The 20440-nt window shown below is 43.2% G+C and carries 23 protein-coding genes and 2 pseudogenes; 2 read left to right on the top strand and 23 right to left on the bottom strand.

Annotated elements, in window-relative coordinates:
* Positions 1-46: 46 nt before the first annotated feature.
* The 10 genes from G587_RS0116480 to G587_RS0116435 form a co-directional block, all read right to left on the bottom strand.
* On the bottom strand, positions 47-421 hold the full coding sequence (locus G587_RS0116480; RefSeq protein WP_026493133.1) for a dihydropteridine reductase: 375 nt from the start codon (positions 419-421) through the stop codon (positions 47-49).
* 36 nt (positions 422-457) lie between these two features.
* The gene (locus tag G587_RS0116475; RefSeq protein ID WP_026493132.1) at positions 458-1072 is read right to left on the bottom strand and encodes an NAD-dependent epimerase/dehydratase family protein; all 615 of its coding nucleotides are present in this window, start codon (positions 1070-1072) and stop codon (positions 458-460) included.
* Between the two features lie 188 nt (positions 1073-1260).
* Complete coding sequence (locus G587_RS0116470; protein WP_026493131.1) at positions 1261-1839, bottom strand: TetR/AcrR family transcriptional regulator; 579 nt, start codon at positions 1837-1839, stop codon at positions 1261-1263.
* 134 nt (positions 1840-1973) lie between these two features.
* Complete coding sequence (locus G587_RS24690) at positions 1974-3239, bottom strand: alpha/beta hydrolase-fold protein (protein ID WP_051201102.1); 1266 nt, start codon at positions 3237-3239, stop codon at positions 1974-1976.
* Between the two features lie 130 nt (positions 3240-3369).
* On the bottom strand, positions 3370-3519 hold the full coding sequence (locus G587_RS25630; RefSeq protein WP_155829601.1) for a hypothetical protein: 150 nt from the start codon (positions 3517-3519) through the stop codon (positions 3370-3372).
* Complete coding sequence (locus G587_RS0116455; protein WP_051201101.1) at positions 3520-5061, bottom strand: alpha-L-rhamnosidase-related protein; 1542 nt, start codon at positions 5059-5061, stop codon at positions 3520-3522.
* Positions 5054-6037: an ABC transporter permease gene (locus tag G587_RS0116450; RefSeq protein WP_026493129.1), complete on the bottom strand. Its 984-nt coding sequence runs from the start codon at positions 6035-6037 to the stop codon at positions 5054-5056. Before G587_RS0116450 ends, G587_RS0116455 begins: the two co-directional genes overlap by 8 nt.
* 16 nt (positions 6038-6053) lie before the next feature.
* Positions 6054-7256, bottom strand: a complete 1203-nt coding sequence (locus G587_RS0116445) for a substrate-binding domain-containing protein (RefSeq protein WP_026493128.1) — start codon at positions 7254-7256, stop codon at positions 6054-6056.
* A 28-nt stretch (positions 7257-7284) separates the two neighbouring features.
* Positions 7285-8262, bottom strand: coding sequence for an ABC transporter permease subunit (locus G587_RS0116440; protein ID WP_026493127.1), 978 nt, complete (start codon positions 8260-8262; stop codon positions 7285-7287).
* A gap of 12 nt (positions 8263-8274) precedes the next feature.
* Positions 8275-9753: a sugar ABC transporter ATP-binding protein gene (locus tag G587_RS0116435; protein WP_242830103.1), complete on the bottom strand. Its 1479-nt coding sequence runs from the start codon at positions 9751-9753 to the stop codon at positions 8275-8277.
* 249 nt (positions 9754-10002) lie between these two features.
* Between G587_RS0116435 and G587_RS0116430 the strand changes: the two genes are divergently transcribed.
* A complete protein-coding gene (locus G587_RS0116430) occupies positions 10003-11058 on the top strand; it encodes an AraC family transcriptional regulator (protein WP_026493125.1) in 1056 nt (351 codons plus the stop codon).
* A gap of 127 nt (positions 11059-11185) precedes the next feature.
* Here the strand turns inward: G587_RS0116430 and G587_RS23225 are convergent, their stop codons facing one another.
* The 3 genes and pseudogenes from G587_RS23225 to G587_RS0116410 all read right to left on the bottom strand — a co-directional run bounded on the left by G587_RS23225 (position 11186) and on the right by G587_RS0116410 (position 12961).
* Positions 11186-12019, bottom strand: a complete 834-nt coding sequence (locus G587_RS23225) for an SIR2 family NAD-dependent protein deacylase (protein ID WP_442855771.1) — start codon at positions 12017-12019, stop codon at positions 11186-11188.
* 195 nt (positions 12020-12214) lie between these two features.
* A pseudogene (locus tag G587_RS23220) lies at positions 12215-12577 on the bottom strand (macro domain-containing protein); the annotation flags it as partial.
* A gap of 30 nt (positions 12578-12607) precedes the next feature.
* Positions 12608-12961 carry a cupin domain-containing protein gene (locus G587_RS0116410; protein WP_013282514.1) on the bottom strand — a complete coding sequence of 118 codons (354 nt, stop codon included), beginning with the start codon at positions 12959-12961 and terminating at the stop codon, positions 12608-12610.
* Positions 12962-13106: 145 nt separating this feature from the next.
* Between G587_RS0116410 and G587_RS0116405 the strand changes: the two genes are divergently transcribed.
* Positions 13107-13439 (top strand): winged helix-turn-helix transcriptional regulator, encoded by a 333-nt coding sequence (locus tag G587_RS0116405; protein ID WP_013282515.1) that lies wholly within the window; start codon positions 13107-13109, stop codon positions 13437-13439.
* Positions 13440-13475: 36 nt separating this feature from the next.
* Here G587_RS0116405 and G587_RS26665 read toward each other — a convergent pair whose 3' ends face one another.
* The 10 genes and pseudogenes from G587_RS26665 to G587_RS0116350 form a co-directional block, all read right to left on the bottom strand.
* Entirely contained in the window at positions 13476-13601 is a 126-nt protein-coding gene (locus G587_RS26665; RefSeq protein ID WP_330364510.1) for a hypothetical protein, read from the bottom strand.
* Between the two features lie 33 nt (positions 13602-13634).
* Positions 13635-13898 carry a flavin reductase family protein gene (locus G587_RS26660; RefSeq protein ID WP_330364520.1) on the bottom strand — a complete coding sequence of 88 codons (264 nt, stop codon included), beginning with the start codon at positions 13896-13898 and terminating at the stop codon, positions 13635-13637.
* Positions 13895-14167: a helix-turn-helix domain-containing protein gene (locus G587_RS26345; protein WP_035787097.1), complete on the bottom strand. Its 273-nt coding sequence runs from the start codon at positions 14165-14167 to the stop codon at positions 13895-13897. Before G587_RS26345 ends, G587_RS26660 begins: the two co-directional genes overlap by 4 nt.
* 221 nt (positions 14168-14388) lie before the next feature.
* On the bottom strand, positions 14389-15312 hold the full coding sequence (locus tag G587_RS0116385; RefSeq protein WP_026493124.1) for a radical SAM mobile pair protein B: 924 nt from the start codon (positions 15310-15312) through the stop codon (positions 14389-14391).
* Entirely contained in the window at positions 15288-15986 is a 699-nt protein-coding gene (locus G587_RS0116380; protein WP_022766768.1) for a radical SAM mobile pair protein A, read from the bottom strand. Before G587_RS0116380 ends, G587_RS0116385 begins: the two co-directional genes overlap by 25 nt.
* Positions 15983-16420: a radical SAM mobile pair system MarR family transcriptional regulator gene (locus G587_RS0116375; RefSeq protein ID WP_013282512.1), complete on the bottom strand. Its 438-nt coding sequence runs from the start codon at positions 16418-16420 to the stop codon at positions 15983-15985. Before G587_RS0116375 ends, G587_RS0116380 begins: the two co-directional genes overlap by 4 nt.
* 118 nt (positions 16421-16538) lie before the next feature.
* Positions 16539-16832, bottom strand: a pseudogene (locus tag G587_RS26895) (YoaK family protein); the annotation flags it as partial.
* A 157-nt stretch (positions 16833-16989) separates the two neighbouring features.
* The gene (locus G587_RS0116360) at positions 16990-18918 is read right to left on the bottom strand and encodes an oxidoreductase (protein WP_051201099.1); all 1929 of its coding nucleotides are present in this window, start codon (positions 18916-18918) and stop codon (positions 16990-16992) included.
* A 54-nt stretch (positions 18919-18972) separates the two neighbouring features.
* Positions 18973-19851, bottom strand: a complete 879-nt coding sequence (locus G587_RS0116355; protein WP_026493122.1) for a radical SAM protein — start codon at positions 19849-19851, stop codon at positions 18973-18975.
* A 101-nt stretch (positions 19852-19952) separates the two neighbouring features.
* On the bottom strand, positions 19953-20267 hold the full coding sequence (locus tag G587_RS0116350) for an ArsR/SmtB family transcription factor (RefSeq protein ID WP_026493121.1): 315 nt from the start codon (positions 20265-20267) through the stop codon (positions 19953-19955).
* Positions 20268-20440 lie beyond the last annotated feature (173 nt).

Here is a 20440-nt window from a genome sequence, read left to right as displayed (position 1 = left end):
CCGCATCAGTGCCTTCTCAAGGCTCCTTGTCTGCCACATCTCCTCCTCACCTATCTGATCTTAGTATTTCATCATTTGTTATCTCTTTAGCAAGTTCCAGAATCTCAAAGGCATATTTTTCCTTACCCTTTTTAAGGAGTTTATTGTATAAAGGATAGTTGATGATACAGACAGCAGCACCTACTATTCCAAGAAGCACCCCGATGACCATGAAAATTACTCCTGTTCCAAAGACGCTAAGTCCAAAGCACATCCCTGCGCCAAAGATCAAAGTCCCAATAATTCCAAGTGTCATGGCTGTTATAAATGCCGGAAGCTTTGCTCTTTCATCAAGCTTTTTAAGCTGCCTTACCTTATTTGTTTCCTTTGGCATGTAATCCTTTGCAACACTTTCTGCATAAACCTTATCTAAATCGTTCATCGTATTCTTCTCCTTCTTTTCTCTTGAATGTCCTTTTTATGCGATCTTTCCTGTTTCTTTGAGCCATCTGATCTCGTCACGTATGGTCTCTCTATATGACCTTGTGGTATAACCCAGATCCTTACTTGCTTTACTTGAATCAAATCGGTTGTTTCTTGCAAGGTTGTAAACGGAGAATGTTGTCATAAGAGGCTTTTCTCCAGTCTTCTTAGCCTTTTTCTCAAGTACCCCGGCAATCAGGTTTGCTACTGATATTGGTAAAAAGAACTTCATCTGCTTGCAACCGCTCTCCTCTGAAACAAGCTTTGATACATTGTGCTTCCTGCACATCTCTATGATGTTTTCTGTTCCTCCGACATTTACATCCATAACCTTCTGACTATAATCAGGATTTACTGTTACGATGCTCGCTATATGAAGCACAATGACTTCCGTATCTTCAGGTGTCTCAAAGAATCTTTCCAGGTCATCTTTGTTACAAAGATCGCCGTATGCTATTTCAACTTCCTCAGGAAGATATTTTGCTGACTTGTCGCCTTCAAGGACAAACGCCCTTACTTTTTCGTTTCTATCAACAAGCTTTCTGCAGACTGTGCTTCCAAGAAATCCTGCTGCTCCTGTTACCAGATACATCTTATTTGTTTTGCTCATTTATCTTTTCCTTTCTTATTCTCAATTTGTTTTTTTGCTCTTTGCTTTTAGCTTGAAGTCATTATAGGAAAATGAGCACACAAAAAGAACAACACTTTTTGCAAAATGTGTTGATTTCGGGAGTACAGGTCCCGACACGTTTTGTAAAAAGTGTTGATTTGTAAATTCGATATAGTGTTTTTACTGCTTTATGGCTTGATGATACACTTCTGTATGACGCTTATGATCTCATCTTTTGACTCGGTGCATCCACCTCGTACCCACTCAGTGACAACTCCGATAATGCCCTTAAGATAAAAGACCATGATAAGTGGCTGTTCTTTTTGAGGAACTCCAAACCTTGTAAGAATGGGGCCAAATATAGTTTTAAACCATGTTTCATAGGTCTTTTCAGCGCCCATCATCTCATTCTTTTCATACATCAGGTAAAAGAGCTTGCGATTCTCTTCCACAAAATCCAGATATGGCATCAGATACTTGGGTGTTACAAGAAATAGCTCATCCTCATTTTTTTCATCAACATCAAGTGCTCCCGGCCCCTCAGCACCAAAGCGCCCAAAGAAATCTTTATATACAGCCTCCACAGTTTCCTGCAGAAGATCATTTACATTATCATAGTGAAGATAAAAGGTGGATCTGTTTACGCCAGCAGTTTCACATATCTCCTTAACAGAAATGAGTTCAAAATCTTTACTGTCAAGAAGTGTCAGTAACGCTGTATGCATTTTTTCCGCTGACTTAAAATACTTGCTCTCATTCTTGTTCATGGCAAAGCACTCCTAACACCTGTAGACTCATACTAAAATGATATCACAATTTACCTTACTTAATAAAAGCAGCTACAGATTTCTCCATAGCTGCTGTAATTTTGTAATGATTCACATTAAAATCTTATGATCTGTTACTGCTGAAATAACCATTCCATAACTGCTATACAGTTATAGGCGTAGTCGAATGAAGCCATATGGTATGAAGCTCCGCCTCCGGCGCCTCCACCATTTCCGCCCATCATTCCTTGAGGCTTCTCGCCGGTCATTTCCATTGCCGGCTTATCTTCACTTACATCTGAAGAAGCGTCTGTAGCAGCCTCGGGATTTGAAAGGCCTCCTTCTTCAGAAGAACTCATCTGCCCGCCGTTTCCTCTTTCGCCAAAGCTGCCATCTCCACCGCCCATGGGTGAATTGCCTGTTCCTGCATCAATAGTTCCTGTTTTCCAGGATATGAAGTATGCTCCTGTAGCTTCTCCACTGAGTAATTCTGATGCAGCTGATGAAAGCTCATCTGCCGACCATGTTCCGTCCCATTGTGCATATGTGTAGGTGACGCCATCTGCGTCATATCTGGCCATAAGGTCCTGCGCTCCGGTCCATGCACTTGTATCATCTTCAGCTGCAAAATAAACGAAGGTCTGCCCCTCCAGATTTGAAAGAAGTTCCGTATCCCACTGACCATCAACAAACATACACGCAGCATATAAATCCGGGTATTCCGATGCAAGTATGAGTGTCGTCATGCATCCCATGGACTGACCTGTTCCATAGATTCTATCAGTATCTACTGCGTACTCATCTGACATGTAATCAATAAATCTCTTGGTGAGCTCAACATATTCTGTTGTACTATATCCATCATGGTCATCAAGAATTGTTTCAGGATATGTTGGTACAGCTACTATGGTCGGATATACTGACTGCCACTCTGAGGTCGCCCATACAAGGCCGCCAAGCCCCTGTGTAAGCGAATACTCAGCATCGGTTCCTGCAGTTGTCGAATCACCTATGAACACAACCATGGGGTATTCTGAATTTTCATCATATCCTTCAGGCAGGTACAGATTATATGTAATAGAAAGACCTGTTTCTTCATCAGTATAGGTGAGCTGATCAAAAAGATCTGTATATGTTTCCACTAGACTCTCTTCATCTTCAGCAAGTGTGTTACTGACAAGTCCCAGCTCTACAGCAGAACCGGTATCTGTAGTTGTTTCAGTTTCTGCAGCAGAATCTGAAGCTTCTTCTTTTACCTCTTCAGAAGAAGCACTTTCTTCCTCTGTACTTTCCGATGAATCGGTCTGGATACTGTCTACCTGCTGAGCCTGGCTTCCACAAGCTACTGCAGATACGGTTATCGCACATGTTGTCAAAATAGTTGCTAATTTCTTGAACATTATAAAAATCCTCCATATATTTGTTCCTGTTCATCATAAAAGTTTTGGAGTATTTTATATTGCGAGCTACCATTCGCAGTAAGCATATTCACCGGATCAAAACGTGCCCTGTTCTCAACTTACAGTCTCATTATAGACGAGTTAACTTAATCCAACCTAAAAAGCCAATGGATAGACCATATCCCTTTTCTCTAAGTTTCCTTAAGGTATCCTCTACCCACTTTATCGCCTCATCATCAAGGTAGAACGGGTTTGCTTTGTAATCAATCTTTATGCTCATTTACAGTTCATCCTTTGTATCATTAAAATAGGTTCTCAAAAAATATGCCGGTCCGCAACTCCATGCATGGCAGTAGCTGTTCACAATGGTGCCCCCGTAGGGCGACTCGTTGGGATTTTCCGGATTATACAGTTCCCAGAAGGTATCGGCGGAATTTGCCACCATCCCTCCCCAGTACTTTGACATTTTCCTGTGAGCCACATCTTTTTTTCCAATTTTAATAAGTGCATCTATGTAGTTATGGTACATGTAGGGAGTCACCATGGTAATCGCTTCAGGGCAGGCCTCCATTCTGTCAAAGAGGCGTTCTGCTGCCTTACCTTCCATTGCTCCTCCAAGCACCATCCATATCTGCGAGGCAAAAGAGATCTGACTTTTTGCTCCGCTTACATAGAGCTTCTTCTCAACATCAAAAAGGAATCTGTTGGAAGCTTCTTTGAGCTTGAGGTAAAGCTGCGCATATTCCTCTTCCGCAAGAACATCTCCTGCGCACTGGGCAAGCTCGATAGCCGCCTCAAGAGCATACATGAAAATTCCCTGCGCGGAGGCCTGCTTATTGAGGGCAAGATTCCAGTCCACAAAGCACCAGCCAAGAACATCCGAGTTCCTTACCACAAAGCGCTCATCCAAGCATTGCCTAGCCAGCTCAATCTGTCTTTTGCATACATCAAAAAGATCCAGCACAGCTTTTTTATCCCCGGTCTTTTTGTAGTAATCCAGAAGAATCACGATAAAGAACAGGGAATAGTCAAACATGTTCGTGTCATCGACCTCAGGTTTCGGCTCAAGGAATATACATGCTCCCACCCGTCCGTCCTCCTGGGTTAAAGCTCCAAACAGATAAAGATTTGACTTTACCATGTCATTCATGTTGTAGGTGACATAGTTCACCAGAGCCTGAATTCGAAGGTCTCCGATCCATAGTCTTCTGTCCCTTTTGGGCCCATCCTCAAAGACTGTCTGCATACAGTCATGGAGTGTTTTTACAGCCACCCTGTCAATTTCCATGTCCAGCTCATCACTGCTGTAGTAGGGCAAAAGAGCTTCATCCGGGGCAGAGGATACTGCTGTGATTGCTGCATCATTTACCCTTAAGGAGAATCTGGAGCTGATATCGACCACCTCTATCCTGACGTATCTGAAGGAGTATCTCCTGTCAAGTTCCACAACAGAGGGCACTATGTCCACATGGATCAGCTCCTCCTCGATCCAGGCCGGTGATACCCAGCCCTTATACTCTGAGGCATCCTCAAAAAGCTCGATCTCTCTTTCCGCAAAACGGATCCTCAGAAGTACCGGAGAGTCGGGGTGAGCCCCTTCATAGCCAAGGTCCAGGGTCAGGTACCCCACATAGTGGTCCTCAAAATCCAGGATGATGGAGTCGTCTTTTTTCAGTGCGATAGACCTATATGCCGGACGGGGATCTCTTTTTATGACATCCCCATCCTTCATTAAGTCGATACACTTACATTCGTTTATCTTATTTTTCTTTATTTCAGGGAAAAGAGCTGTCGCTTCCCCTAATAATTTCTCGTTATACATGTGCAAATATTCTCTTGATCAAATGATTATTGTTTAAATAGATTAAAAAGATCACCAGCAGTACTGCGTTTATGATCGACTGAGTCGTGGCATTTATCTGGTTTGAGAAAACCGCAAAGGTGGAATTCAGAAGGGACATACACAGGGCAGAAAGTAAAAAGCCCACCTTCTCATTTCCGAATCTTCCGATATAGCCTGCAATGAACATTGGAAGGAAGGCCGTGAACATTATGGCTATACTTCCGAAATTCAGTTGACCTCCGTTTATAGTGGTATTTCTTGCGGCATTCAGCATACCCACAAGTCCCATGAGTCCGCCGCAGATCGTGTAGCAGATAAGGGCGTTTTTAGCCTCATTGATGCCGGTGGCTACAGCTACCTTCTGTCCTGACTTAAGGGCGTTGTAATCATAGCCGAAGGAGGTCCGCTCAAAGACAATGATTATAAAGATAAGAACCGACGCAATGATAACAGCTGCGTAGACCCAGGTCCCCATAAATCCTGACATGGATTTGTTCTGAACCTCACTCATAAGGTATTTTCCGCCTGTTATGGTATACATTATTCCCTCATATATCAGGGTCACACCAAGAGAGACGATGATGGGCGGAAGCCTCAAAGCGCAGTACACGACTCCCGATATAAGTCCCAGCAGTGCTCCCACAAGAACCGTTATCACCATCATAAGAAGTGCAGAACCGGAGCCCCCTTTGAGAAAACTGTAGGTAATCTTTGCACCTATCACAGATGAGAGTCCTGCCATTGCTCCCAGGGAAAAATCAAATCTTCCGCTGTTTAAGTTTATGGAGAGCGCCATGGTGGTGATCATAACGATGGCGGTATACACCACAAAGTTATCAAAGCTCTTTGCTCCCGATATGATAGTCTGCCCGTTTGCAAGGCATATTCCTTCCAATACCACTGCCACAGCAGCAGGGATTGCCAATGTCTTTAAAATTTTCTTAAGGGTGCTCATGAACTGCCTCCATTCATCACTTACTCTCGATAAGTGCCTTTACATCATCATAGGTAACGTCCTGACCGATAATGCCATCAAGACTTGCCTTGTCAATAATAGGTGTATCTCCGTTGTCGTTTACATAGTACTTGTCAAAGGATTCTGCGTCTGTTGCCACAAGATAGCCCTGTGTAAAGGAGACAGCATTTCCCTCGGGATCTCTAATAACATTTCCGTCAATCGCATCCATTACAAGTGCGAATACAGGTCCGATGGAAGATGAATATTTGCCAGCAAGATACTCAAGAGAGCCATTCTTCATTGATTCGCTGTTCATGGCTGTAAAGGAGTCGATATCTGAAAAAGGAATGTTCTCCTGACTAAGTGTCTGGGCAAAGAAGGTTGTTGCCATTCCCACTGAGATAAATGCCTCAGGTGCTTTCTGGATCGCTGCATTGAGCTCGTCGGTGGTTGTGTCGCCATATCCCTGAAGGTAAGCTACCACCTCAACATCTCCAGAAATCTTTGTAAGGTCAACACCCTGATCCTGGAATATCTGTCCGATCATACCGTTCATATCATCTGTTCCGCCGTAGGTATCACCAAGTCCGGCGATCACACCTGCTGCGCGGTATACGTGCATAGGATTGGGGATAAACGCTCCGTAGATGGCAACGCTCTTTACGCCCTTATCCTTAAAATACTTACCCATCTCCTTGCCGGCTTCAAACTCTGTCTCGTTTGAAGGTCCAACCTGGCCTACAAAATGCTCATAGGTCTTGTAGGTCTCATACTGACTCTCATCAAGTACGCCGGATGCAACTGCATAATAGATACCATACTCTTCGCAGGTCTCAATCTGCTGAGCTCTGTCACTGCTTGAAAGTGAGATAACAGCGTCATATCCCTTTGATGCAAACTTCTCGATGGCTGCCTTCTCATCCTCAGCGCTGGCAAGAGCATCTGTATAATCAAAGGTTACGTTATAGTTGTTCTGAATATATTTCTCGTAGTAGTTTCTAAATCCAAGTGCTTCCTCGCCGCTGACGTCTGCAACAAGTACACCAATCTTACGAGTTTCACCCTGATCTGCGGAAGCTTCACTTGCAACCGCATTATCAGCGCTGTTATCTGTTGTGTCTGAAACCGCAGCAGGTGCGCTGCTGCCACATCCTGTCATTACGGTCATGGCTGCTGCCATGGCAATTCCGAGTACCTTTGTTACTTTCCTGTTCATAATTTTTCCTCCGTTTTTCTAAAGTTCTTTATCTTGGCAATAGTGCGGTTTTGTAATTCATTCCTGTGATATAGACCACTATCAGGAAGAAAACTGCGCTGATCACCTGTGTTATTCCGTATGCTGCACTGGAATCTATCACAATCTCCAAAATGTCGTTAAGCAGCATATATGAGAAGCCTCCAACCAGTGCGGCGTATATCCTGGATCTTGCGCCTCCAGATATGGGCATTCCACCAAATACTATGGCTATAAAGATATTCATTCCTATACTTGAAGCCGTTGTCGTAGTGACCGAAGGGGTATATACAAGAGTAAGGAATGCTCCGAGCCCTATACCGATACCTGCCATCACAAAAGCCAGTATCGTATACTTGTCGGCTTTGATGCCTGTAAGATAGGCGCAGAGAGGATTCCCTCCCACAAACTTCATCCTTCTTCCTGCCTTTGTGAACTCGAATACAAAGACTGAGACTGCAAAGAACAGCAAAAGAACCGCTATCTTGAAGGGCATATTGTCAAAGGGCTTTACTACGCTGCTGGGAATGTTTATCCCGCCCAGCGCTCCTCCGTTCACCGTAATTATCTGAGCTGATACTGCTGACAGTACTGACATCATCGCGACCGTGGTTACAAAGGCCGGTATGTGGAAGATTGAGGCCAGTACAGAATTAAGCAGCGAACACACAATTCCCGTAAGGAGTATCACCGCCATCATCAGCGCTATATTCTCTGTTTTGTTGTAGACCATTACTCCGAGAGTTGCCGAAAACAGCGTGGAAGCGCCAAGACTGATATCAAAGGTTCCAAGGGTATAGATGAAAGTTGCTCCCGTCGCTACGATCGCCAGAACCAGCGCCTCATTGAACACAATCTTCAGATACATATCAAGTCTGTAACCCTTTGCATTCACCACGGTGCAGAAGACCAAAAAGAGCACCGCCAGCGCCGCCAGGGGCAAAAGAGCTATGATATTCTGCCTGTTTATATTTTTCTTTATATTCATTTCTTTTGCCTCCTAGATCATGCATCCTATGATGTCGCTCTCGGACAGATCTTTACTTCGCTTAAATTCTCCTGTTATTTCACCGTTCTTCATAATAAGGACCCTGTCGCTCATCCCAATGAGTTCAGGAAGTTCTTCGCTTATCATGAGAATGGCTTTTCCTTCGCTCTTAAGCTTTGACATAAGCTGATACATTGCCTGTTTGACACCGATGTCCACACCTCTTGTGGGACAATCCAGTATCAGGATCTCACTGCCGCAACCTATCCATTTTCCAAAGACTACCTTTTGCTTGTTGCCGCCGGAGAGCTGTGCTACTACCTGATCTCTCCCCGAGCATTTGATCCTCAGGACCTCTATCTGCTCGTCTACATATTTCCTTTCCGCGGACCTGGTTATTAGTCCCGCCCCGGATTTGAATATGTTCATTCCCGCAACTGCGATATTGTCCTTGATGCTGGCCTCAAGACAAAGGGATTTTCTGTCTCTGTCCTTGGATACATAGCCTATCTTGTCAGTCATTGCGTTGTGGGGAGACTTTATCTGCCTTCCTCTTGGGGATATGACAGCTCCGCTCTCGGGGTTAAGCGCTCCGAATATAGCCTCTCCAAGCTCATGCATCCCGCAGTCCGCAAGTCCTCCAATTCCCAGGATCTCTCCCCGGTGAAGTGTCAGAGACACATCCTTAAGCTTGTCATTAAAACACAGATTCTTTACCACAATGGCTTCTTCATCAAGGAAGCTGCAGTTAAAGTCCGGTCTGTAGTAATCACCATCTATCTCTCTTCCTATCATGCTGGTCCTTATAAGATCTTCATCAAATTCCTCTTTAGCGAAGGTCCTTATAAGATTACCGTCTCTAAGGACTGTCAGAGTGTCGCAGACCTCCATTATTTCCTCCAGATCATGGGAGATAAAAATTAATGATCCGCCCTCTTCCTTCATCTTTTTCATGATGCCGTACATGATCTGTCTTCCGTCATGAGATAGTGCCGTGCTGGTTTCATCTATCACCAGGATCCTGGGCTTTTTAAGTATGACCTTTGCGATTTCCACCAGCTTCCTCTCCTGGAAGGAAAGGCTATCCATCATATCCCTTCCGGAAATGGAGGTTATTCCTATATTGGAAAGGGCTCTGTCCGCTTCCTCAAAGAGTCTTTTTCTATCCACAAGAAGGTCCTTCTTAAACTTCTTCATCTCTGCCAGAAAAATATTTTCCGCAACGGTGATCCCCGTTATAGTTCCGCTCTCCTGGACCACCATTCCTATACCTTTGTTCAGAGCATCGATCATGCTCTCGGGCTCCCAGGCCTTTCCTTCATACAACATCTGTCCCGAGGTTGCCTTCTGCATTCCCGCCGCGATGGATGATATGGTGGATTTGCCCGAACCGTTCTCACCTATGAGACCTCTTATCTCTCCAGGGTAAACCTCAAGGTTTACTCCGTTTAGAGCAGTCACACTTCCGAATTTTTTTGTTATGTTTTTCATTTCCAGAATCGGAGTATTCATAACCAATGAATCCTTTCTGTCTGAGACATTGCTTGTTTATGGATTCATTATATTGAGTAAATGGCTTTTACATAATTCACATAATCGCTCAATTTTATTGACTTATTATGATGTAAATATACTTTTTCTGATACTAATATGAACTTTTTTGACATTTTCCTTCATTAGGGGTATTATTTAGCTGTTTTAATCAGACGTTCATTTCAGATATATAAGGGACTTAAGGATATGGATCATACAGCGGTAAAGCAGCACATATACGACATTACCGAAGTTGAGAAATTTTACAGAGACTACTATTTTGCCAGGATGGACAAAGACAGCCTGAAGGCTTTTCTTAATGGTCTTGATATGAAGTTTGTTCTAGACAGACACCTTCTGGTTCTGGAAAAGCCCGAGACAATACCAGAGGTATTCGAAGATTCCTTCTTTTTCGATCTGTCAAATAATGACAGTATAGTGGTACAAAAGCATGAGAGGTATTCACCGGCCATTGAGCACAGTCATACCTTTTTTGAGCTGAGCTACGTCTATGACGGCAAGTGCTCCCAGACCATCTCCGGAAGAACCATAGAGATGCGTACGGGAGATTTTTGCGTTATTCCTCCCGGGATCAAACATTCCATCAGCGTGTTTGACGACACCATAGTCATAAACATAATGCTTAGAAGGGATACTTTACATTCCATGTTCTATTCCTTCCTGAACACCCCGAATATACTCAGCTCTTTTTTCCTGAACAATATATATGCCAAGAAGGCCAACGACTACATCATGTTCCATACAGGCTCCGATGATGGTATAGCTACTTCCTTTATCTGGATGCTGACAGAATCCCTCAACAGGCAGGAATACCACTACCAGGCCATCACAAATACCCTGCTTCTTGATTTTTATCTGATAATAAGAAACTACTCGGAATCTGTTCAGATGCCGCTGTTTGACAGCCGTATAGATGTACAGCGATATGCCCTTATCCAGTATATTCAGGAGAATTACAAGGAGGTAACTCTCTCGGACCTCTCCGAGAAATTCCATTATTCCAACGAGTACACCTCAAGACTGATAAAAGAGCTTACGGGAATGACCTACACCGAGATCCTCAGGACCGTGCGAATAGAGCGGAGTCAGGATCTTCTTGCCAACTCTACCATGAGTGTTGCCACCATAGCTGAAGCTGTTGGATATGACACCACGGAGCACTATATCCGCCAGTTTAAAAAGCACACAAAAATGACTCCTTCCGCTTATCGAAAGGAGTCTGCATCCAGTAGGAACAGGTAAAAGGCCTTACAGGAACTTCTCCGGCAGTGTAACGCCAAAGTCTTTTTCCTCATTTCTTTGTCCATTGTAAATATAACACACTCAAAAACGCCTGAAAACAGACAGCAAGCGGACATTTTGCAGACATTTAAGAAATCTGCGTTTCAAATACTTCTCCTATATCACCATCAATGCATATACTTCTATCTGCAATTTCCTCTGGGCAGAATGATTCACCATAATTTAAGCAGGCATATACCGCTTTTCCATTTGCCAGCGTCATCTGCCAGAACGGATACTTTATTATTACGGGCGTATTAGCTCCTACTCCCAGCTCAAGATAAAGAACATGAAGATTCTCATGTCTACGAATAAAATCAGAATATGCCGCAGATGCCCTATGCCATCCTTCATCTTCGACAAAAGAATCATCAGCTCTAAAATTCATAGTCATATCAGAGCCGTCATCAGGACACTTTGGAATCAGCTCAGAAGGAATTTCCATCAGTAGCTTACCATCAATCGGTACCTGAAATACTCCCTGATCATCTCTTACAAAGCCTTGTGCTTCCATAGCTTTCATTACCCACTCTTCATTATCAAAGGTTTTCTGAATAGCAGGATTCACGCTCTGAAACAAACCATAATCACCCTGAGTATAGAACAGTCTTTTCTTGTCAAACCCTGCTCTTTGAAACTGGTGATCTACATTTGTGGTAATCACAAAATAGTCCTTATCGGAAACCATCTTAAGAATATCCCTATACACTGGCTTTGGAGCATCAATATATCTGTTAAAATAAATATGTCTTGCCCACCAGGCCCAGCGTATTTCTTCGCTCGGAAACGGATAGAAACCACCTGAATACATATCTCTTATTCCAAATCTTTTGGCAAAGTCATAGAAGTATTTTTCAAAACGCTTGCCGCTATATGTTAAGCCAGCAGATGTTGATAGTCCCGCTCCTGCTCCAATGACAATTGCTTCTGCTTACTTGATTTCATGCAAAAGCCTTTTTATTTGCTCTTCTTTGCTTCCCTTACCATAGGACATACTTCTAGTAAAGTATCTCACAGCATTCATGTCTCCACTCCGTTCCGGTCCGCGCTAAACGCATGTCCACCGGACATGCAGCGCCCTTTCTCTATAGTTTCCTGATAACCATTAGGCATATCATCATATAAGTTTTTCATAAATGGCCTTATCTTCATCTTTGAAAACATTGAATATCACCCTTTCTACCTTACCAAGATTATCACTGAGCCATTCTGATACAGTCGCAACGGCAATCTCAGCTGCTTTTTTGTTAGGAAAATGAAATACTCCTGTTGAAATACAGCAAAAAGCAACGCTCTTCAAGCTATTTTCAGCACACATATCCAAAGTGTTTCTATAGCAGTTCTCCAAATCCTTTTCCAATTCAGGAGTAAGTTTGTACTGAACAATTGGTCCTACTATATGAATTACTTTCTTTGCTGGAAGATTATAAGCTTCAGTAAGCATTGGAACGGCGGTCGGCTGTTCGTAGTCTCGTCCATGGTTATGGAAAAAGCTGGTGTCTTTTGAGGATCAGTACATCACTGCATCCTCTGCAGTGAATCCACCAATTGAACCTGCCTTGACCTGGATACATGCATAGCTTAACTCTGAATCTTCCGCAGCAAGAAACTGTCTCTTTCCTTCAGGTGAAATTCTAACCACATCACCTTTAGCGATTTCAACATCCTCTCCATCAATTACAGCCTTACCCTTTCCGGAAAGAATAAGATAGATTTCCTCATTATTTTTATGTGAGTGTACAAAGGGAACACCTGCTCCTGCAGGAAGATGATTGATACTTATCTCTGCTCCCGTTAAACCAAGAGCATCATGAAGTTCTGTTCTAGGAGCCTCTGTTACGTTTACTTTTTTGAAATTTGACATTTTTGTTTTCCTCCATGTATTTGATATTTGTTTTTGTTTGCTGTATCATCATTTTATCCCTTAGGCAATTTCAAACAAGTACGAACATTTATAATACATAGTCACATTTTTGATACTATTGCGGAAATACAAGGAGAAAATTTTAATGAAAAGCATTTACGGTCAATGTCCTTATGCCACAACTCAAAGAGTCCTTCAAGGTAAGTGGGCCATAGTTATACTCTTTCAGCTTAGTACAGGAACACAACGTTTTAACGAACTTGAAAGGAATATTCCGGACATCACCAGAGCTATGCTGACCAGACAGTTAAGACAATTGGAAAATGACAAACTGATAACCAGAAAGGTATATGCCGAAGTTCCTCCCAGAGTTGAATATAGTCTTAGCGAAATGGGCGAAAAATTCAGGAAGGTCTTGGATCAGATTGAACTTTTCGGCTTTGAATATATTAAAGAAATAGAAAAAGCTGAAGGTTGAGCCCTCAGCTTTTTCATTATTGTAAATTGTTGTCCATCAAAAGAGCTTCTTTCCATCTGAAAAAGCCTCTCCGACTCTTCCGGACACCTTATAATAACCATGTGTGTAAGGATCAAAGGCGATAGCTTCAAGAGAATCTATATTAACCTTGTCTCCAGACATATTTGCTTCCTCAATAGAGGTTTTTACGACTTTTCAGATAACTCCCATTCCTGTCTCGTCACTCTGATATTCGATAAACTCACACTCCATGGCGATAGGAAGCTCATTGATGATTGGAGCATCTACAAGGTCAGACTTGACTGTAGTAAGTCCGCTCTTTTCAAACTTGTCCTTCATGTTGTTACCACTTGCAATTCCAAAGAAATCAGCCTCTACGACATGCTTTGCATCTGCGATATGTACGACGAAACCTTTTCTTTCCTTGATATTCTGAACCGTCTTGTGGCTCTCCGTCAGATACTCCCCTCACGCTTTTCATTTGCTACCTTATAGGCAATCAAACGAAGTACATAGTCAGGCATCTGTCTACGTCCAAGCTCCCACTCCTGCATAGTTCTATAAGGAACTCCAAGCCACTTGGCAAATTCTGTACGATTCATACCTGACTGTTTCCTGATTACTTTAAACATGTAAGCTGTCTTACGACGCTCAGCCTCTTTGTCATCCTTGTCAGTTCTTTCAACTTCAATCTGAATGCCTTCTACATCATAAATATCTTTCTTCATAGGCTACCTCCATCAATGTAGTCAATGCGTGTATTTATCTACCCTCATTTTAATGTAGTCATTGCGTGCATGTCAATGCAAAAAATAAAGCTGACTGCCATAATCGACAATCAGCTTCTTTTACGGGATCTCTATCATAAAAATGTATCTCCCTTTTTACAAAAGTGTTTCTATATGCACAAACTTGAAGTTTTGCGATTAACTTCCGGTTTATTCTTCCATCAAGGATTATGTATTACATTTCTCTTTCCACTATTGGCAGTTCCTCTTACTTCTTCGTGGTAAAAGTAATCTACGATTGTTGGATGTCCTTTCTCTACTCTCTCATACGGAGTTTCATTATCAACAAACCTGCAATCATACTTTTTAGCCAGCTCTTCTGCTTTCTTTTCCAGCGTTTCAAAATAGCTGCGGTTCTTTTTGTTATAAATTTCGTCATACAGCGGCACCAGATCCGGATGTTTATCGGAAATGTATTTCATGATATCTGCCTTAAAACCTCCGCGAAGATTCAGATTCTCAAGCCATACAAGGTCACACTGATCTTTTGTCCTGTCTATGATTGCTTCTATATCCGTAATCCCCGGGAACACGGGTGAAATGAAGCAAATTGTACGAATGCCTGCCGCATATACCTCTTTCATTGCAGCAAGCCTTCTTTCTATGCTTACTGCCGCATCCATATCATCTTTAAACTCTTCATCAAGAGTATTGATTGACCATGATACTGTAAGTCTGCTATTTTCATTGATCTCTTTTAGCAGATCCAGATCTCTTAGTACAAGGTCTGACTTTGTGCAGATAAGTATGTCCGCACCACTGTCCTTTAGTTCTTCCAGAAGTCTTCTTGTATTTTTATATGTTTCCTCTAGCGGATTATAACCATCCGTAACTGTTCCAATGATCACCTTCTGGCCGGCATACTTCTTTGGATTCTTTATTTCAGGCCAGTCTTTCACATCCATGAAAGTTCCCCATTCCTCCGTATGCCCTGTAAAGCGTTTCATAAAAGATGCATAGCAGTATTTACAGGCATGGGGACACCCCACATAGGGATTCACCGAATATCCTCCAATAGGAGTATTCGATTTTGTCATTACACTTTTTGTTTCTATATGATTTACTTTGATTTCTGGTTGTTCCATATCCTCTGTTCCTCCAGCACTTTGTTAAAAGCATCCGGCATTTCCTGTATCATTTCTTCTCCCATAATCGGAACAAGATCTTCTTTCCAGAATACCGGAATGTTCAGTTCATGAGCCTGTTCTGTCAATGAATAAACCCACCCGGGATCTGTTTTAACAGTCCTGCTCTTTGCACCTGTCATGGTTCCCACCACAATCCAGTCAATGCCTGTAAGATCAACCTTACCCGGATCATCGAACAAAGGCTCAAAGGTAACATGATATTTTTTTGCCTTCACATTGCTCCGCAGTGCATCAATACGCCATAACTCAGACTTTCTCGTAACTGTAACGCCAAACCATGCATTATCAAGATCTGTTTCAAAAGACAGAAGATCCGGTCGTTTGGTAAGAAAAAGAAACTGGTGCTGAGGATTCTCTGCTATCTTTTTAAAGACTTCCTCTCTCCATTCCTCATGCCAGCCCGAGAGATCGCTCATGCCGGTCAGCAGAAAATTCTGCGGCTTTTTCTTTTCCATCATACGAAGCTTTCCTTGAAAAAACTGTGGCTTTTCAAAATCATCTATGATGTGATAACGCCTCGTATTGTTTCTGGCATAGCAGTACGGACATCCAACAGTACACCCTATAACAAGATTCATGTTCTGAATCTGATCTTTAATACAAATACTCATTTGTCACTCCATTCCTCAAGGTTTACCCTGATGCGGTTAAGATACTCTTCAAACTGAAGAATCTCTTTATCCGTAAAATCACGATAATAAATATTCCCCATCTCATTTGATACGGAGTCATAAGCTTCTTTAAGTTCTTTGGCTTTATCTGTGAGGAACAGAAGAGTTTTTCTCTTATCAGCTTCATCAGTTTTGCGGCTTATCAGTCCGTTTTTTTCCATCCGCTCAAGCATGGTTGTAAGTGAAGTAATTGCAAGTCCGCTTTTCTCGGAAATAATTTTAATAGGAACTCCATCTTCCTGCCATAAGACATAAAGAATCCTTCCCTGAGCTCCGTTAAATGCATCAATGTTTTTTTCTGCCAGTATCCTTTCAAATATACGATCACCCAGCTGTTTTATTTTTGTAACAAGAAATCCACCATTTGTCTTCATAATTTAATACTCCTATATCGTAGTTTTATACTACGATATAGGAGTATTTTTGTCAAGCACACATATCATAACTTCGGATTTTATGTTCTATCATTATTACTTCTGTGGAGATATACCTCTATAGATCTATCCCTTCGGCCTGCCGGAACGTATTGTATTGCATCGAGCAGATAAAATTGATCAGCACCTGCACGATCTGCACTGGTACAGACAAAGGCAAAAATCCAATCAAGAACAGGATAAGCATCTCAAATCCCACTAAATATGTATCCCATCTTAGGAAATGGATCTTTCTTACCCTGCGTGGCAGAATTTCTGATATAGCTACCCCCGCGATGTATGCACTTATAGGAATCAGATAATACACCCCGTTTGCTATTTCGCCCTTTCCAAATGCCAGCGCCATAAGTACGACATTGGCAGTCTACGCATTGCAGAACACACCGCCGCGCAGATTGAAGGTATATGCCCCCATCATGCCTGCCGCAAAGATAAGAAGTTCAAAATATAGTATTTTTCACAGGTAAGATATATCTGCTTCTCACTGTTCAAATCAGCTTCCTGTTTCATCATATGAGAATACCAGCCTCATAGCCTTCCTGGATTCCCCTGTATCCATTCTTAGCGCGCTCATGACAGTCTCCGACAGATACGATTGTAAAATCGCAGTCAGTTAAAGACTCTTCCAGGACTGTATTTGCACGGACACCGATAGCGATCACAACAGTATCAACATCTGAGATCTCAGCACAGTAATCATCTTTCTTGTACACGACGCCGTGTTCCTTCACTTCCTGCACTGCAGTAGAGGTAAGCACCTTTACTCCATGCTCCGCCATTCTCTTTTTCAGATAATAGGTAGGAGCAGGTTCGCCATCCTTCACGATCTGCGGAAGCATTTCTACTATCGTCACGTCCCCGCAGCCATGCTCAGCCAGATAATCCGCTGTTTCTGCACCTACAAGACCGCCTCCGATCACAACGACCTTGTTGCCGACTTCTGCTTCTCCCCTGAGTACCTTTTGTGCAACAACACCATATTCCCGAAGTCCTTTGATGGGCGGCATTGCAGGATTTGATCCTGTCGCAAGAATGACGGCATCCGGCTTCATCTCCTCTAATGTATCTTTGGTAACATCAACATGGAAACGAACTTCAACGCCAAGCTTTTCCAGCATGTGCTTCTGCCAGACAATGAAAGACGAGAAATCCCCTTTTGCCATCGGGATGGAAGCTGCGATCCATTGACCGCCAAGTTCTCCCGATTTTTCTAGAAGTGTAACATGGTGTCCTCTGCCTGCAGCTGCTATTGCTGCTTCACATCCCGAAACTCCTCCGCCAACAACCACTACCTTTTTTTGTTCTGCAGCTGGAGAAACATCATATAAATCTTCCATGCCGGTGAGAGGATTTACAAGACAGCGGATTGGATGCCCCTGCTCATGTTCCCCTGCGCATCCCTGGACACAGCCGATGCAATGGAGGATTGAAGCAAAGTCTCCCCTGCGTGCTTTCTCCGGCATTTCGGGATCGGCAAGGGAAGCCCTTCCCATTGTACAAAGATCAGCGCTTCCGGATGCAAGGATGTTTTCCGCAAGCATCGGGTCATTGATTCTGCCGACTGCGATAACCGGAATATCCACGACCGTTTTCAATGCGGCCGCGTGATGGACAAAGCCGCCGACAGGAACCGGTGCAGGCGGGATGATAATATGTCCGGTCGCAAATACGCCCTGTGAACAATGGATACAGTCCGCACCGGCATCCTCCATCAGTCTTGCAATCAGTTTCGATTCCTCTATTTCAAGTCCTCCCGGAACATATTCTTCAGAACTCATGCGATAGAAGATCGGAAAATCCTCACCCGCCGCCTTACGGATCGCCTGTATGATCTCACGCGGAAATCTTGTCCGGTTCTCGGTGGTACCTCCATATTCATCACAGCGTTTGTTTGAAAATGGAGAGACAAACTGGTTGATCAGGTATCCATGAGCACCGTGAACCTCTACCCCATCAAAGCCGGCAGCCTTTGCCCGCAGTGCAGCGTCCACAAACGACTTCTCCAGATCATGGATCTCATCAATGCTCATTTCACGCGGCGTTTCAGGCATAGTAGGATCTTTGATCGCAGACGGAGCAATCGGCTGTTCACCGGTAATCTGACTGGACGTTTCTCTTCCGGCATGATAGATTTGCGCAATGGTCTTTGCACCTGCCTTGTGAATTCTTTCCGTAAACATTCTCCAAGGTTCTACCTGTCTGTCTTCCCAAAGGCCAGCCAGTGTTTTCGATGCCCCCGCAGTCCTTGTTACGGCAAAATCCTCTGTAATGATGATCCCATATCCGCCCTTTGCCTTGTGTTCATGATAAGCCATGAATTTTTCTGTCGGTGTTCCGGCTTCATTACAGTAATTCGTAACCATTGCAGAGACTACCATACGGTTTTTAAACTCTGTCTTGTTGATCGTGATCGGTTCAAAGATTTTCGTCAGTTTCATAATGCCCTCCATTAGTTCATTTGCTTTTGTATATTATTCCTGTCCCTTTCCAGGTCACAGGCTTCTCATGCTGTCTCTTCGCATCCGCAATCGCTCTTCTCCCTGTTCGTCTGCACCCTGTTTGAGCATCGCCAGTATCTTATCCTTCTCTTCCGGAAGGTATCCGTATACCGGCATCATGTTGGAGACATTCGTCGCATCCAGCAGAGTGTGGATATCAAGCGTCTTCACAAAAGTATATAGTTCCTGTATCTTTTCTGTCTCTGTAGCTTCTACAAACTCACCCCTTCTCACTTCTTCCATAAGCGGCGTATCAGGGAAGATGGAGAGTCCGGAAGCCAGCACCCTGACAGGCGACAGGTGGTTTAACACTTCCGCCGTTTTTATTGCATGCCCCATACCATAATCATGACCTCCCAGCCCATATAAGAAGATGACGGAATAATGCATTCCCGCCTCATCCATCTTGGAGAGCTGCTCCACGATATCACTTCCATGATATCCTTTGTTCATCTTGTCAAGAACCGCATCATCACCTGACTCTATTCCGAATACGATCATGTCATATCCCATTTCTTTCAGTGACTTAAGCTGCTCCACAGACTTGTTCTTTACGCTGTCAACCCGACCATATCCGCCGACAGAAACACCCCAGGGCAGGTATTCTTTAATCAAGTCCATGATTCTTTTAAGCCTCTCGTAGCTCAGCAGGAACGGATCTGCGCCTTGCAGAAAAATCCGCTTTACCTTCCATCCGGAATCCCGGATCTCCTGAAGATCCTCCCGTATCTCACTCTCCGGAGATACGGAGAAAGGTGCTTCCTTGTAAAAAGTGCAAAAGCGGCACTTATTATGCGAACAACCCGACGTTACTTGTAAAAAACAGGAACCAGCCTCATAAGGCGGTCTAACGATTCCACATGAAAAATGCATACGAATTCCTCCTCATTTCTATATATCCTTATATCTCGTATTGTCGATATGTAAGGATTTAAATTAAACGGGATCTTCATCCCGTCTAATCTATGCACAACTTAAATTTCGTGACCGAAGTAGTCTGCCAGCGCAGCGAGGATTTCTTCATTCCGTCTGTAATATGTCCACTTTCCGTGTCTTTCAGAAAGAAGCAAGCCTGCTTTTTGCAGCATATCTAGGTAATGAGATACGGTTGACTGTGATATCCCGGCTTTGTCGCGGATGCTTCCAACACACACACCGCCTTTCAGATCCACCACATCATCAAAATGTCCTCCCTGCGGCGGAAAGTTTTTCTCCGGTTCCTTCAACCACTCAATTATGCTGAGCCGTGTTTCATTTGATAGTGCTTTAAAAATTTCAATCTTATCCATACATTTATTATATCTATCTTTCGCGATATGTCAATGTTTATAAGTAAAAAAGACGGCAGATCAGGTTTACACCCCTTCTGCCGTTTTCTTTTACGGGATCTCTATCATGAAAATGCATTTTCTCTTTAATACCGATAATTTCTTTCTTTTTCTGAAATCATGCTATTTTATCC

This window comes from Butyrivibrio sp. XPD2002 (genome assembly GCF_000423945.1).
GTDB lineage: Bacteria > Bacillota > Clostridia > Lachnospirales > Lachnospiraceae > Butyrivibrio.
Note: the sequence above shows the minus strand (reverse complement) of the source record. Positions and strands in the feature narration are given on the sequence as shown.